The 13,778-nt window shown below is 59.6% G+C and carries 11 protein-coding genes; 4 read left to right on the top strand and 7 right to left on the bottom strand.

Translation table 11 applies throughout. The features are described from left to right. Positions 1–366: 366 nt before the first annotated feature. The 4 genes from ACFX4T_RS06605 to ACFX4T_RS06590 form a co-directional block, all read right to left on the bottom strand. Complete coding sequence (locus tag ACFX4T_RS06605; RefSeq protein ID WP_377651193.1) at positions 367–1,191, bottom strand: hypothetical protein; 825 nt, start codon at positions 1,189–1,191, stop codon at positions 367–369. After that, complete coding sequence (locus ACFX4T_RS06600; protein WP_377651192.1) at positions 1,188–2,063, bottom strand: serine hydrolase domain-containing protein; 876 nt, start codon at positions 2,061–2,063, stop codon at positions 1,188–1,190. Before ACFX4T_RS06600 ends, ACFX4T_RS06605 begins: the two co-directional genes overlap by 4 nt. A gap of 105 nt (positions 2,064–2,168) precedes the next feature. Further along, positions 2,169–3,560 (bottom strand): alpha/beta hydrolase, encoded by a 1,392-nt coding sequence (locus tag ACFX4T_RS06595; RefSeq protein WP_377651191.1) that lies wholly within the window; start codon positions 3,558–3,560, stop codon positions 2,169–2,171. 666 nt (positions 3,561–4,226) lie between these two features. Beyond that, positions 4,227–5,351 (bottom strand): serine hydrolase domain-containing protein, encoded by a 1,125-nt coding sequence (locus ACFX4T_RS06590; protein WP_377651190.1) that lies wholly within the window; start codon positions 5,349–5,351, stop codon positions 4,227–4,229. A 106-nt stretch (positions 5,352–5,457) separates the two neighbouring features. Here ACFX4T_RS06590 and ACFX4T_RS06585 point away from each other — a divergent pair, with 106 nt between their 5' ends. Further along, complete coding sequence (locus ACFX4T_RS06585; RefSeq protein WP_377651189.1) at positions 5,458–5,853, top strand: LacI family DNA-binding transcriptional regulator; 396 nt, start codon at positions 5,458–5,460, stop codon at positions 5,851–5,853. An 11-nt stretch (positions 5,854–5,864) separates the two neighbouring features. Next, positions 5,865–6,221: a hypothetical protein gene (locus ACFX4T_RS06580; RefSeq protein WP_377651188.1), complete on the top strand. Its 357-nt coding sequence runs from the start codon at positions 5,865–5,867 to the stop codon at positions 6,219–6,221. Positions 6,222–6,690: 469 nt separating this feature from the next. Here ACFX4T_RS06580 and ACFX4T_RS06575 read toward each other — a convergent pair whose 3' ends face one another. Both ACFX4T_RS06575 and ACFX4T_RS06570 read right to left on the bottom strand, forming a co-directional pair. After that, positions 6,691–8,262 carry an NAD-dependent epimerase/dehydratase family protein gene (locus tag ACFX4T_RS06575; RefSeq protein WP_377651187.1) on the bottom strand — a complete coding sequence of 524 codons (1,572 nt, stop codon included), beginning with the start codon at positions 8,260–8,262 and terminating at the stop codon, positions 6,691–6,693. After that, positions 8,262–8,816: a fibronectin type III-like domain-contianing protein gene (locus ACFX4T_RS06570; protein ID WP_377651186.1), complete on the bottom strand. Its 555-nt coding sequence runs from the start codon at positions 8,814–8,816 to the stop codon at positions 8,262–8,264. The genes ACFX4T_RS06575 and ACFX4T_RS06570 overlap by 1 nt, the downstream gene beginning before the upstream one ends. Positions 8,817–9,125: 309 nt before the next feature. Between ACFX4T_RS06570 and ACFX4T_RS06565 the strand changes: the two genes are divergently transcribed. Next, positions 9,126–9,665 carry a TetR/AcrR family transcriptional regulator gene (locus ACFX4T_RS06565; protein ID WP_377651185.1) on the top strand — a complete coding sequence of 180 codons (540 nt, stop codon included), beginning with the start codon at positions 9,126–9,128 and terminating at the stop codon, positions 9,663–9,665. A gap of 638 nt (positions 9,666–10,303) precedes the next feature. On the opposite strand, the gene ACFX4T_RS06560 is transcribed toward ACFX4T_RS06565, so the two are convergent. Continuing rightward, the gene (locus ACFX4T_RS06560) at positions 10,304–11,335 is read right to left on the bottom strand and encodes a DUF4192 domain-containing protein (protein ID WP_377651184.1); all 1,032 of its coding nucleotides are present in this window, start codon (positions 11,333–11,335) and stop codon (positions 10,304–10,306) included. Between the two features lie 743 nt (positions 11,336–12,078). Between ACFX4T_RS06560 and ACFX4T_RS06555 the strand changes: the two genes are divergently transcribed. Beyond that, positions 12,079–13,206 (top strand): hypothetical protein, encoded by a 1,128-nt coding sequence (locus ACFX4T_RS06555; RefSeq protein ID WP_377651183.1) that lies wholly within the window; start codon positions 12,079–12,081, stop codon positions 13,204–13,206. Positions 13,207–13,778 lie beyond the last annotated feature (572 nt).

Raw genomic sequence — 13,778 nt, 5'->3', positions numbered from 1 at the left:
TAGTTGGGTTGCGCACGAATCTTGAGTTGTTGTTTCTTGAAACGTATACGAAGTGGCGACCGGGTGGGGTTGATGAAGCGACAGTGCGCGGGCAACCGAAGGTGGCCCGAGTGTGAAGCATAACGTTCGGTTGGGGAGCGGGGGCGGGGCGTCCTCAGGACGTCTTCGTGGCTCTAATTCCCTTATTGTTCCTTCAAGCGCTTGACGGATTTCAGTACGACCCAACCGTAAGAAGACGCCGACCCGCAGATCAGCCGCCCGTTCTAACGGGCGGCTGATCATGTTTCTGTGGAGGGTTGGGAAGGCACTCTCAGGGCTTGGGTATGGCAGAGTCGCCCGGAATACGTCAGGCCCTGTGAGGCAGGCTCAACGCCGTACGAGTCGAGCTACAGTCGTGATGGTGCCTTCAGCGGTTCCATCCCGGTTGGCCGCCCGGAGAGTGGCGCTGAGCTCGCCGCTTGTAGTCAGGGTTTGATTCGCCTTTGATGTCAGGCGCAATTGCAGTTGAGCTCTTGCCCCAGGTTGCAGAGCGTAGCTGATTGTGTCGGAGGTGGCATCGCTGCTCAGGGAACCGGTACAGCTGGGGGCGGCGCCGAAGTGCATCTGCGGGCAGCTGATCGTTGCGACCAGGCGGTTGGCGTCAACAGAGACGTCTTCGGCAATGATGGTCGCTCGTGCCCTCCGCGGGCCTGGTGCCGGCAGCGGCGGCTGGACAACTGATGAGCCGGTGAAGAAGGCGTCCTCGGTGCTGCCGCCGTAAGCCTTGTGTTGGATGTCATCTCTGGGGGTCAGGTGCGGGCTGGGTACGGGATCCTGGAGGGCTCCCAGAACCATGTCAAAGAACTGGCGCCGGGTTTCTTGGGAGGTAGGCGTCGCCGTGGCATCGTCTCCGCCGGCCCGCACCACCATGAGATCCTGGGTGGGAAAGACGGTGACGAATTGGCCCGCGGCTCCTTGGAACTCCCACATGTCCGAGGGCAGTCCCAAAAATGGTCCCGGTGCTGCGGTAGTTCCAAACGCTCCGTTGCATTCGGAAAGGGCGGGGCGCCATATGAGCGCGGCCGAGCAGGGGTACGGGGCCGAGGGGTTTATCGCGTACCGGATGTATTCCTGTGACAGGAGCCGTTGGCCCTTCCAGACGCCATCTCGACGAAGGAGCTCACCGAAACGTCCATAATCGTCCACTGTCATTGAGAGTCCGTAATAGCCAGCCGTGTGTCCCTGGCTGTCCCTGAGCCAGCTCCATCGTTCGCGGGGAATCCCAATCGGCCGAACAGCTCGGTTTGTGCGTAGTCTTGGACATCCTGCCCGACAGCCCGGGTAACAGCTTCGGCAAGCAGCGAGACCCCACTTTGCCAGTAGTTGTAGTACTGGCCCGGCTCGTGGATAAGTGGAATGGTTAGGGCGTCACGAATGCGATCGGGCATCGCAACGTTAAAATCATGCGTGAGCGTCTGTTCATTCCCGGAGGTCATGGTGGCAAGGTTGTCAACATTGATTTTGCCGTGTGCATAATCGGCTTCAGGGAACAGCGAGCCCACAGGATCGGCAGGAGATATCAGCCCTTGCGTCCATGCCCTTCCCATCAGCATTGAAGTAATGGATTTGGCCACAGAGTTTGACGGAGTGGGAAGCGCCCGGCCCTCCGGTAAGACCGCATCCTCGGCTACGAGACATCCAAATCTGTACACACGCACGGCGGCAGATCCGCTAAGAGTGGCGTAATTAACCGCTTCCTGGAGCTTCCGAGCATCGAATCCAGCCTCAGATGGGGCCGCTCGCTCCCATGTGCTGCCAGGCTCCCCGCATTGCGTCGTGCTGGCGTCCGCTGCAACAGAGCCGAGGAGCTCGGTCGTGGCAGCAGCCGGCGCCTCGGAGATCAGGTACGACGCTCCCGCAGGTGGAGCGGCAAGAGAAAGAAGAAACGTTGCAGCAACCATTGACGCGCCGGCGCGGAGCAACTTCATTTGGCGCTCTGGAAAGGAGGCACCAGTCATTTTGCTGGGGACGTGTTCACTGGACTGGCGTTGGTCACAGCGTTCAAGCGATTTCTTGAGATGCATGTCGCTCTCGACTCCTTCGTGGATATTCTCTGTGATCACAATCAATTAGGGTTTGGATAGTTGCCACATAGGCTGGACAATCGGGGCCAATTTCGTGGCAGCTTGTCAGCGCAGGAAGCTGACGACGCTGGTGCGCAGGGTGGTTGTGGCGCCGAGGGTGTATTGCTGGTGCTGGTTGGGCTGGCCGAGGTCCACAGTGACGGTGATGCGGCCGGTATTATCGGGCCTCAGGGTCGTGGGCACGCCGTTGACCAGGACTGTGAGGGGTTTGTTCCCGTGGAAGATCGCCGGCGTGGTGATGCGGGTCGCGCCGCTGCCGGTAATGGTGAACCCGGTGTTGGACACGCTGCGCAGGCTCAGGAATTCTGCAGCCCGGTCCGGATCAGCGGTGACGGACCAGTCAAATCGACTGAACTCCGGGTCGGTGGAGCGGTAGTCGAAGGTGGCCGGCGCCGGCGTGTTTCTGGCGAAGACTTCGGTGAAGCGGGGGAGGCTCTCGGCAATTTGCTGCTGGAACATCGCCGGGCTGTGGCAGCCCCAACTGTAAGCGGAGTACTTGTGCGGGATGCCCTGCCCGACGAGTGCGTTATGCAGGCTCTGTGTCTCCGGCAGGATAATGCCGGCCTCAAGCGGGCAGCCAGTCGACGCGGTGGGCTCGCTGATTTCACTTGCACCCAGGATTCCATTGCCGGTGTAGAACTGGAGGTCCACGGTGCGCAGGTTGGCGGCGAGGTCCACGGGGTTGTGTCCGCGCCAGTTGACCTCATTCGTTATCCGGGGACCGTAAATCGAGTCCGGAATCGCCGTGTCCAGGACCGGGCTGATACTGTGCACGGCGGCGCCCGGAAGCCAGTTAGTGTCCACAGCCCCGGAAAGGCTGGACGCTGCCACGAACAGGTCCGGGTTACGGGCCGCAAGCATCAGCGCGCCGTAGCCTCCCGTTGAATCCCCAAGGATGGCGCGATAGGCGCGGTCGTTCAACGTTCGGAAGTTCGCATCAATCAGCGGTATGAGCTGCTTGGTCACAAACGTCTCGTACATAGGCGGACCGCCGGCGCCGTTGTTGTACCAATCACTCCAGTACCCGGCGTCGCCTCTGGAGGCAACAAGGAGCGAAGGATACGACGATGTCAGCGCTTCTCCGTTATATGTGGTGCGGAATAGAGTCTGGTCGTGATTTGTCCCGTTCGTGTAGTACGTGACCGGCCAGCTGCGGGAGCTGTCCTCCCCGTACTCGGTGGGCAGTATCACCTCGACCTGGACCGGAGCGGTGAACGAGGGCGAGGCCACTGTGAACTCCAAGGTGCGCTGGGTGAGCCACCGCTGCCCAATAATCCTCGCTCCCGAGACAGCTGTACTGCCAGGTTCAGCAGGGAGGTCCTCAGCCACCGAAACCGGTGCAGCCACCAAGAGCCCGCTCAGGCCAAGGACAGCGCTGAACGCGACCGCCATTACACCCATCCGGGCACTGTAAACCGAAGTAAATTTCAAAGGCATAGTACTCTCCAAAACAACGCTGGAATGGACGAAGAATGTACTGCTCTCGGGTCCCCGCAATGCGAAACGGGCGACTTTACCCGGATAAATCCTTTTATCAAAGGTAGGGACGCGAACCTTCGCATGTCAAGAGTGGACGGGGGAGCGCCCCGCCAAAGCCAGGACTGGAACCGCCAGGGCCAGGAGCCGCCTTCTGCGCAAACTCTGGTGAAGCCGACATGCGCCGACCGCTACCCGCGGCCGAAGGAGTTGCTCTCTCGTCCGGACCGCGTTGTTCACCCGCCTCGCCGGGAAGGCCGCCGCAGCCGACTTCCCCAGTTTCGAAAATGAACTCTTCCCGCGAGTCTCTAGGAGCGCAACCCCCGGAGACCGCTCGAGGTGCCGCCGGACTGTTTCACCGTCAGGGTCACCACCCAGTTGTGTTAGCAGCGGAAACGGCACCTCTAAGCCGTACGAGCCCTACTGCCACGTTTTCCGGCGAACCTCCTGGATAGCTGGTGGTGCACTGTGGTATCTAAATCCATGTGCGCTGCACCCACAACGAGGATAGGGGTGAGTTTAATGCGTTGTCTCCCAGTAGTTGTGGTCGTGCCGGCCTGATGCGGCGGCTGCTCCACCACCCCTTTTTCTTGTTGCCGACGTTGGCCAAGTCGGAAGGGGTCTGGATTATAGGCATTTGAGGAGGGCCTGCGATAGCAGTTCCGCACGCGGGTCATTCTGGTTTCCTGCCTGGACGGTCTGGTAGGCGAATCCGAGCCGGTGTTGTCGACTGGCGAAGGCCAGCTGGCCACCGGCTCCGTCATGGCCGAAACTGCCGGGTCCGGCCATTCCACGGCGCCGGGAGTGGAGCATGAAGCCCGTGCCCCAGATGTTTCCCTCATCGGTCCAGTAGAACGGTCGGCCCTCGGACAACGGCTGGAGTGCCTCGAGGATGGAAGCGTCATTGAGCAGGCGGGTTCCGTCGATATAACTCACTGTCGCAGCATAGAGGCGCGCCAGATCGCGGGCCGAGGCGACGAGGTTTGCTCCGGGGCTTTCGCTACCGAGGAAGGTCTTGCCATTGGCGCCGTTAAAGAAGTCGGTGTCGTAGGCGCCGGACATGGTCATTGCTTTTTCCGCCACGACCTGAAGTTCGGGCGGGTAGGGCGTGATTTCTTCGGTGCCAGGCGGGAGGATGGGTGCGAAATCCGGGCTGTTCCCGTCGGCACCGAACGTAATGCTCAGGCCCAAGGGTTCAGCAATGTAGGTGGCGAGCCACTCCGAGGGCTTCTTGCCTGTCGTGCGACGCAACACCTCGCCAGCCAGAAAGCCCATAGTAAGGGGGTGGTAGGCGAAGGTTTCGTTGGGGGCCCACTGAGGGGCCTGGCCGGCTAAGGCATCTACAGTGGGCGTCCAGGTGCGAATGTCCGCTGGCGACAGGTGTACGTCGGGGTAAACGAGCCCGGCACGGTGGGCGAGCAGCTGACGGACCGTGATCTTGTCTTTGCCATAATTCCCAAATTCTGGCCAATAGCGCGCCACTGGCAGTTCAAGGTCGAAGTAGCCTCGTTCCGAGGCCATGATGAGGCAGATGGCGGTGATGCCTTTGCTGACAGAGAAGACAACGCTCCGCGTATCCCTTGACCAGGGCGTGTCGGGACGGGCATTTCCGGCGAAGAGGTCAACTACCGTTTTGCCGTCGATGACGACTGCGCACGCTGCGCCAACGTCGCCGTGCTTGTCAAAGTTGGTCTTGAAAGCTTCAGCAACAGGACCAAACTCTGCAGCTACATCCCCGGTGATGTTGAGCATAAGCACCTCTCCGTACAACGTTTTAGCTTAGAAGCTAAAAGGATTTAGCGGATCCTAGTTTCATGTTCAAACACGAATGTGTCAAGGCTTGTCTTCGAGGGAACGTATGACTGGTCACAAGAAAGCGACAGGTCCTCGGAGCACCTTGGCCGATGTGGCTGAGTTGGCAGGCGTTTCCCCGACCGCAGCGTCGTTGATTCTGAATGCCCGCGAAAATACCCGGCTCAGCGAGGATGCCAGGCACCGGGTCTTCGCGGCGGCCGAGACTCTGAACTACCGTCCCAACATGATGGCGCGTGGCTTGCGGATGGAGAAGTCTGCAACCATCGGATTTGTTTCTGATCTCATTGCAACTACGCGCTATGCCGGCCCCATGATCCGCGGAGCGCTGCGGGCTGCTCGGGGCGAAACCATACTCTCTTCGTCACCGAGACCGAAGGTGACCTCCAGGAGCAGGAACGGGCAATTGAAGCCCTGCTGGACCGCCAGGTCGATGCGCTGATTCTGGCCACCGTGACCGGACGAGTCATCGTGCCTCAACGCCGACTGCCTGTGCCGGTGGTGGTCCTCAATGGTAGCACCGGCGCAGGGGAGTACCTTTCGGTCTTGCCGGACGAAGGGAGGCGGGCAGCAAGCGGCCGAGCACCTCATACGTTGGGTCACCGCCGCGTACACATCCTCGGTACGTCCGAGCCGCAGCACTGGACCGTCGCGGTGCGTCGGCGTATCGAAAGTCTCCTTACGGAATTCTCGAAGGCAGGCGTGGACGCAGTCCACGTATCACTGAAGCGACCTTTATGGGACTTTGAGGCCGGGCGGGAGAAAGCTTTCGAAAGGAGTTCCGTCAAGCAGTTCAGCCTTGCGCTCTGAGGAGCAGAATCCATAGCAAGGTTTGCTGCTTCTCGTTGCGCCGGTTGAAAGAGATCCCCCGCACTGGCACGCCAAGTCCAGGACGAGCTGGTGCGCCGTCACGCCTGGCAGCCAATTCGTCGTTATTCTCTTGCCCCAACGGCGGGGCACAGGAGTCCGGTCCAGCTTCTAGCAGGCGGGAACTGGGCAAAGCGGACATAAATATCGGTGTCTTTTTCGATAATGCGCCGTGGAACTGCCCCGTTCTGTTGCAGCCAGAGCAGACCTCCGTCTTGCGTAGCGCAGTCCACCGTCCCGACGTCCACCAATAGCCCGCGATGGTGAATTTCCACTAGGGAGCCTGCCAGAGTACTCCAGTCGTCTGTCGGCCGCGAGCCATGGTGTCCTGCAACGGCACAAGTTTCGGTGACCGACCGGTTCACCGCGGCCGATTGGTCGAGTACCACCGTGATCCTGCCTCGCATTTCTCTTAGTTTCGGTATCTGGGTAGTGCTGTAGCTGCAGTGAAGATTTGCCAGCGGATCAGGGGTGTGTACCGGCTGCACTGTCCGACGCTGCGGCTGTGTGGACTTGGTAGTTCCGCGGCGTGGATAAGTTGGGCGAGGAATGGATTCCGCGCGGCTTGGTCTGGGTAGCTGGCAGTGTCTGCGACGCAGGTGGGGCACCAGTGGCCGGCTGTCAGGACCAGCCGGGGGCTGGCATCGAAGGCATGACCAAATGCGCACCGCCACTTGATGGGCTTGGTGAACTGTCCCGTGGCGATATCCTGGGTCAGCAGTTGTCCGCCTCTGAATTCGGCGGCAGAACGGTAGTCGGTTTCCGTCCATTCGGATGGTTTCTTGGCTTCGTTGTACCAGTGGTCCAGCAGCACTGGTGTCCGACCAGGCACAGGGGGCTGGAATGTGGACCAATCCCCGATCGAGTGCCAGTTTGCAAGGCACCCGAAGTGGGCGTTGATTTCCGTGGGGTTGCCCGACCTCATGGCGTGCATGGTCCCGCGTGGCTGGCGGGTAAGGGGTTTCATGACCAGGTGCTTGATGAGCCAGCCGGGCACTTTCCCGGCAGACTTTACGGCAGGGGGCAGGGAGGCGACGGCCCGGGACAAAGTTTCGGGGAAAGTGTTATGGCGGAAGGGTACTAGCGCTTGAAGGCGGTCGCTGTCGGTGTACCAGTGGCCGTGAAAGTTTCCGGTGGCGAACCAGTTGCGGTCATACCAGCGCCTGATGTCCTTTACTCCCAGCGCATCAGCGATCGCGGTTTGGAGTTCCCAGTTGGTCAACCGCCACGGCGCTCCGCCGCCAATGTTGTAGATTCCTCCGCAGAATTCCTCGGGGACTGTGGGTTCGCAGATGTTGGCAAGCAACCGGGCTGAGTCTTCTACTGATACCCATTCCATGACCCCGTCCAGGGTGGAGTGGGTCATGATGGGGTCGCGGATGGTGAGCATGTCGGGGTGGAATATTCCGGTTTGCCTTAGCCAGGCCCAGCGGGGGAGCCCGGAGTCGACCAGTTCCCGCTCTGCGATGACTTTCGTTTGCCCGTATTCATCGAAGGTGGACACCCGGATCGGGTCCCCGACCCGTGCCCAGTGGTGGGGGATAGCCCGGTTTCCGGTTTCGGCGACTGACCCGACGCCGACCACTTTGATCCGTGAGGGATCTGGCTGGTATTTGATGGCACGGATGATGTTGCGCATGCTCCCGATGTTGACCTTGCGGGCAAGTTCGGGGTGCCGGTCGGCGAGGGGGGATACCACGGCCCCGACGTGAAGGATGATGTCGGCTCCGGCGACGCATCGTTCCACGGCTGCCGGATCGGTCAGGTCGCCCCAGACCACGTCCAGGTTTTCCATGTCGCTGAATTGCTCCAGCGCGGCCCGGTCCCGTTCGGTGGGAAGCACGAGCGCTGTCACACTGATCCGGTCCCCGCGTTCCCTGAATTCCCTGAGCGTGGCCCGCCCCCAGTTCCCTGTGGCCCCGGTGAGGAATACACGGGTCCGGGCAGCCGTCCTGGAGCTGGTTCCCGTCTTGTCAGTGGCCATCAGGCTGCGGTTTCCTTCCTGCTGAGCTCCATCAATGACTGCAGGGCTTCAGGCGGGAAGGCTCCGTTGGTAAAGGCAAGGAATTGCTGCATGGGCATGGACTCGACCATTTTGAGTTGGTCGTTGTTCTCTTGGGCCTGCTTGGCCTGCTCTTCAGTCATGGAAGCGGTCAGTCCTACCATCAGCGCCGGGCCCACTGCAGGGTGCGCGAACCAGTCTCCAACGGTGGAATCCATGGTCAGCTCGCGGATGATGCTGTCCCCGGCGAGGGTCACTTCCTGTTCTGCCAGGACAGTGGATGCATCAGCGCAGACCTGGATGGTGTACCCGCCTGCCGGCACTACCCAACGGTCCAGTTCGATGTCCCAGTACGCGAAGGCTCGGCGGTCCAGTGTCAGGGCCACCTGTCTGCTTTCGCCTGCCTGCAGATCGATTTTAGTGAAGGCACGCAGTTCCCTGGCGGGCCGGCGGACCGGACCCGCTGCTGTTGCGACGTAGACCTGCACCACATGCTTGCCGGCACGGTCTCCGATGTTGGTGACGGTCGCGTGCACGGAATTCCTTAGGTGCGTCGGATCAGCGTCAGAAGGCGAATACTTTTAGGAATAACTGCACCTGCTGCCATAGCGCTCGTGTGAATGCGGATGCTCAATCAAGGTAGAGGTGGTCGCTACTGCTCGGGTCCTCCTTCTGCCTTCAATAGCCACGGAAGCAATACCAATAACGCTGGAAGGACGGCCAAAACATGACAAGTGGAAAGCCCAGGCAAAGAAATCCCTCCGAAGCGCCGTCGCACGTTTTTTCGCTCTGTGACTTACGATCCGTCGAGTTGGGACGCTGCCGCGAATTCACCCAAGGTTTGCATGGCTGGTAAAGATTCTATCCCTGAAAGGGTGCTGAACGCGTTTGAGTCCTTGCTCATAGAGTCGGGGGAGCGGGCCGCCACCCTGGACGCCGTCGCGAGGTTTGCAAGCGTATCGAAGGGTGGCATACTTCACTACTTTTCAAACAGGGAAGCATTGATTTCGGCGCAGCTCAAGCGGTTTGATGATCTGGTATCGGAGGATATCAACTCTATGAGGACAGCCCCGGACGGACCGGCCGCATACTTTATCCGTACATCCATTTGGAGCAACTCGCCGCTGGACAGAGCATTTGTCGCTTTACAGCGGCTCTCGCAGGTGGCGCATAGCGAGACGCAGCGAAGGTTGGTCGACGCCCAGAAAAAATGGCTAGTGGTTCTTGAAGCCGAAGTCGGCCCGGAGACAGCTTTGGCCATCCGCTATATAGGGGATGGCTTGTTCTTCAATGCAGTGTTTCACCAAAGCCAAGGAACAAACCAGAACTGCCGTGGAACGGAGGCTGCTGCCCTGATGAAAACTCTGCGCAAAGTCTCAATGTAATCCAGCGGTTAGGAGATTCCGGTTGGGAGCCCGCACGCAAAGACGGATAGGTGTACTGGATTCGTCTCCATGTGTACCTGGACATTGCTCGCAACGAGCCATCACACCGTCGAGCAGCCAAAAGCCTCACAGAGACGTCGGAACCGACTTGCTGGAAATGCGTCCCGGGTACTCGTGCCTTTTGGAGAACTCCACAGAACCAAAGATGCTGGGCGAATGACCTTTCGCGAACAGGCTTAGCCTGCCACAGGAGGGAACGAGGCTACATGGCGTTGGGTCCTGTGGCCTTACTCTCGATAGTTGACGCGGCGTTGGTGGAGTCCGGCTCTTGTATCTCCGGGTACAACCGGGCTGCTGTCATTCGGTAGCAGTCGGCCCCCGTCAGCAGTTGAGGCTCAACCCATGCTTCGTGATGCTGGGCCTTCTCGGAGACGGCGAGGGAAATTGGCGTCGGAGGCGAGCCAGAGTGCTGAGGTGTCAGGCATTGCTGCTTCGACCTTGCCGGTTCTAATGGTGACGGCATGTTGGCGTATCTCGATGGTTGCCCCAACGAGACGGTTCCAGCCCGTGTATTTGAGGTCATGGGCGCGAATCCGAAGACCGATAACGTGCAAATCTGGCTCTCGAGCGCCATATTGTCATGGCATGCCGAGTTGGTTCCGATATGCAGTGTTCTTGTTGGTGTTCCAGCCTGCGATGATGCCGGCTCCGAGCATGTGGTCGGTGAGGCGGGCGAAGCGGTAGCCGGGGTCGGTGTCGAGGGCGAGCTGGAGGTATTGGTGTGCTTTGGATCCTCGGCCTTCCCACCAGTTGATGTAGCCGATGGTGGTGAGGATGGGTGCTGCGTGTTCTGGGCCTGTGAGGGTGTAGGTGTGGGTGAGGAGTTGTTTGGCCCATTCGATGCGTGACCAGTTTGGAGCTCGGATGGTTTGGGCGAAGAGGATGCGGACTGATGGTTCGTCGATGCCGGGGATGTCTGCCATGAGCCGGTCGCGGATATGCGGGAATTGGTAGTAGGCGATGAGCTTCAGGACGCTGTCGTCAGTGGGGTAGTCCTTGGTCTCCAGCATGGTGGTCCAGAGTTCGTGGGCGTCTTGGGTGGCATTGGCTGGCGGCTGGCTAAGGATGGTTTGTTTGTAGTGTTCGACGGCGGCCGCATGCTCTTGTTTGTCCGTCGCTGTCGGGAGGGTGACTTGGCTGGTGGGTTCGATGGTGCTGCCGCGGTAGATGAATTCGGCGTTGACTTGGGAGTATTCGGTGCTGCTGATGGGTATGGCGATGTCGGGCCCGGGTGGGGTGTCGTAGGGGGAGTAGGTCTTGTCGGTGACGTAGATGCCGTCGCGGATGGTGATGCCTTCCTGGGCGAGGACTCCGGTGAGCGCTGCGATGGTGCTCCGGTATGGCCTTGCTTCGCCTGGTTCTGGGGCTTCTTTGGTGTAGAGGGCGAAGACGATGCAGTTGGCTCGTTCGTCAGTGGTGAGGTAGGCGGCGACGGTGCGGGCGAAGTGGATCTCGTGGCCTGGTTGTTTGGGGAGGTCGATGCGGAGGGTGGCGCCGACTCTGTCCTTATTGAGGGTGATGCAGACGAGGCTTTCTTGTGGCCAGAAGCCTAGGGTGTGGCCGATGAAGCTGAGCAGGTCTGCCGGGTCCTTGATGGTGAGCGCATTCATAGTCCTGTCTCCTCGTCGACTCTCGCTGTTCCTGAGGGGCCCCGTTCTGCTGAGGCTTAGCTATCTATGGACGTTTGACATTCCCTGCACCATGACGGGACCCCGCCGTCTTCGGGAAATCGTGCGCGGGCAAAAGGTTTGGCGTGCGGTTGCCGCGGATGCAGCGAATCGATTGAGCTGCAGTGCAGTCGGCGGTTTCCCTTGAGGGTTGCTTGGACGCGGTCGGTGGCACGGATGCGCCCAGAAGGTTGCCATCGAACGTCTCGCCCCGGTCCTTACCGGACAGCCAGGACCGCGGGAGTGGAGGATTCGAACATATGCGCCGTTATCGGCCGTCCAATTTCTTGGGTGGGCAAATTCGGCCATTCGGACGGCAGCCGGCCGGACGCGAGGCAACGCTGGTCCTGTGCTCTGAATGGCGGCCTGTTCGCTCTGACGTCACCGTTTTATGGGACGGTGTCCTTGAAAAAGGGCGTCTGAACGAAGCGGGACCAGCAGGGGACGATGTTGAGCCCTTGGGGCCAAGTTGACTTGCTCGTCGCCATAGATTGAACTGTGCCGACGCCGCATAGGATGAACAGATGACAAGCGAAGGCAATAGCGACTCTCATTCTACAACTGGCAAAAGCACCACGGAGGTTGATGCTAAAGCATGGTCGCTTCTTCGGGCTGTCATAGTTGGTTTGGGGTCATCGCTCGGCGCGCTAGGTCTTTCGTGCTGGTTCTTTTCATACCAAGCGACTATGGGCACGCCCGCCTGGGTGCTCGTTCCCCCTTTGAGTCAGAACGAAATGTTTGAGGTGCTGCGAAACGCAATAACCTTCGTCGCTGCTTTGGGTGTGGGCGTAACTCTCTTTCTCTCCTACAGGAAGCAACGTGCTACTGAAAGACAATTGGTGTTGACCCAAGAGGCAAACGAAAATGCCGCTGAAATGCTGAAAGTTGCAAGTGCTTCTTTGCAGGCAACGCTTGAACAGCATAGTGTCGACTATGAAGACCGCCTTCGTTCACGATACTCAACTGCTGCACAACAAATCGGAGATGCGAACGCCAGCCTAGCTGCGGCCGGCGTCATTGCCATGGCCGCAGTCGCCGATGAATGGCACAAACTAGGGCGCAAGAGAGATCGAGACGATTGTATCCGCATGCTAATTGCAGCCCTCCCTGCCGACACCCGATCCGCGGAAGACGTGGACGTGCTTCGCTCGACCTTGCAATCAACATTCCGGGGGCGGATGGGGGCTTCGGCTCCGGCAGAGATCGCTTGGTGGCGGGCTCCAATGGATTTCACCGCCACCCGCGCAAAGTTTGGAAGGGTTGATGGGTGGGTGCTCGAGCAGGGACGTGTTCGAATCAAGTGCTCTCAGCTTGCAACTTCCAATGAGACTCGTGTGATTCAGCGCGCTACTGTGGATGGAGGTCTGCTGGATGTCTCCGTGGACGAGGGGGAGTCATACCTGCTCCTCGTAAATGTGGCGCTGCAAGAAGGCGGAATCGATATCAGTTTTGATGGCTCTGTCGCTGAAACGACAAAGACAGTCTTTCGGAACTCGACGTTCTTTAAGGGTCGATTGAAGTTTGAGGAGCCAAACTTTCCGCCAATGAACCGTACCCTCGTCTTCGAAAGATGTCACTTTGAATCACCCTCAATTATCCTGCCGAATGAAAGCCAATATGACGTCACTTTTGAAAGCTGCGTGTTTGCATCTATCCCATTCATTCCCAGCAGAGGAAAGGTGGGTGAAGCAGCAACAGTCAACTTTACTGGCAGGAATGTCTTCACCGGCGGGATGCCAGATTTCTCGGCAGCCCCCCCACGAAATGCTCAGGTGGTCGCGGCCTCGGTGATGCCATCAAGGACTGGCAACTGATCGACACCATCACTGGCTGCACCTCTATCAAGCACAAAAGCTGACGGAGTGCGTTGCAGCGGGCAAACAGCCTCTTTGGACCTTGTGGTGCATTCAAGTCTGCTGAGTCACCCTGATCACGAGATTCGTTGGCACACTCTTGAACGTTCGACGCGCCATGTGGGTCGATGAGCTTACAACCCTCCTCGCCGACGCTATGGCATCCCGCAAGCAATGCTGCGAAACTCGTCAGCCTCCTGCGTCCCCGACGCGGGTGGCGGTACTATGCCAGCGAATATGCATACGTACCGACGTGGGTCATAGAGGCCAGCCCACCGACCCCGCCCCAGCACCTCGTATCCCGAGGTGCTGGCAGCCTAGTCAAAAATACCGGCCCGGTTCGATAATCGCTCGGCATCTCGGCCTGTGGGTGCATGTCCGCTGCCGTGCGCGCGATTGTGACTCTCGTGTCGGTGCCGGAGACCGCCCTGATCTTATTGGACTCGAATGGAGACGCCTGCGTTTGGACTGCTGTCCAGTACGCATTCAGCAACGCCACAGTCCGCCCCCTCGCTCCTGGCGCGGGACTGTCA

Origin of the sequence: Paenarthrobacter sp. YIM B13468 (genome assembly GCF_042788025.1) — a bacterium.
Lineage (GTDB): Bacteria > Actinomycetota > Actinomycetes > Actinomycetales > Micrococcaceae > Arthrobacter > Arthrobacter aromaticivorans.
The sequence above is the reverse complement of the archived record's forward strand: the minus strand, read 5'-3'. Positions and strand labels throughout refer to the sequence as shown.

Excerpts from the sequence above, each read along its gene's own strand:
- ACFX4T_RS06605 (WP_377651193.1), bottom strand. The coding sequence starts at position 1,191 with ATGACAGTGGACGATTATGGACGTTTCGGTGAGCTCCTTCGTCGAGAT.
- ACFX4T_RS06600 (WP_377651192.1), bottom strand. The coding sequence starts at position 2,063 with ATGCATCTCAAGAAATCGCTTGAACGCTGTGACCAACGCCAGTCCAGT.
- ACFX4T_RS06595 (WP_377651191.1), bottom strand. The coding sequence starts at position 3,560 with ATGCCTTTGAAATTTACTTCGGTTTACAGTGCCCGGATGGGTGTAATG.
- ACFX4T_RS06590 (WP_377651190.1), bottom strand. The coding sequence starts at position 5,351 with ATGCTCAACATCACCGGGGATGTAGCTGCAGAGTTTGGTCCTGTTGCT.
- ACFX4T_RS06585 (WP_377651189.1), top strand. The coding sequence starts at position 5,458 with ATGACTGGTCACAAGAAAGCGACAGGTCCTCGGAGCACCTTGGCCGAT.
- ACFX4T_RS06575 (WP_377651187.1), bottom strand. The coding sequence starts at position 8,262 with ATGGCCACTGACAAGACGGGAACCAGCTCCAGGACGGCTGCCCGGACC.
- ACFX4T_RS06565 (WP_377651185.1), top strand. The coding sequence starts at position 9,126 with ATGGCTGGTAAAGATTCTATCCCTGAAAGGGTGCTGAACGCGTTTGAG.
- ACFX4T_RS06560 (WP_377651184.1), bottom strand. The coding sequence starts at position 11,335 with ATGAATGCGCTCACCATCAAGGACCCGGCAGACCTGCTCAGCTTCATC.
- ACFX4T_RS06555 (WP_377651183.1), top strand. The coding sequence starts at position 12,079 with ATGGGCACGCCCGCCTGGGTGCTCGTTCCCCCTTTGAGTCAGAACGAA.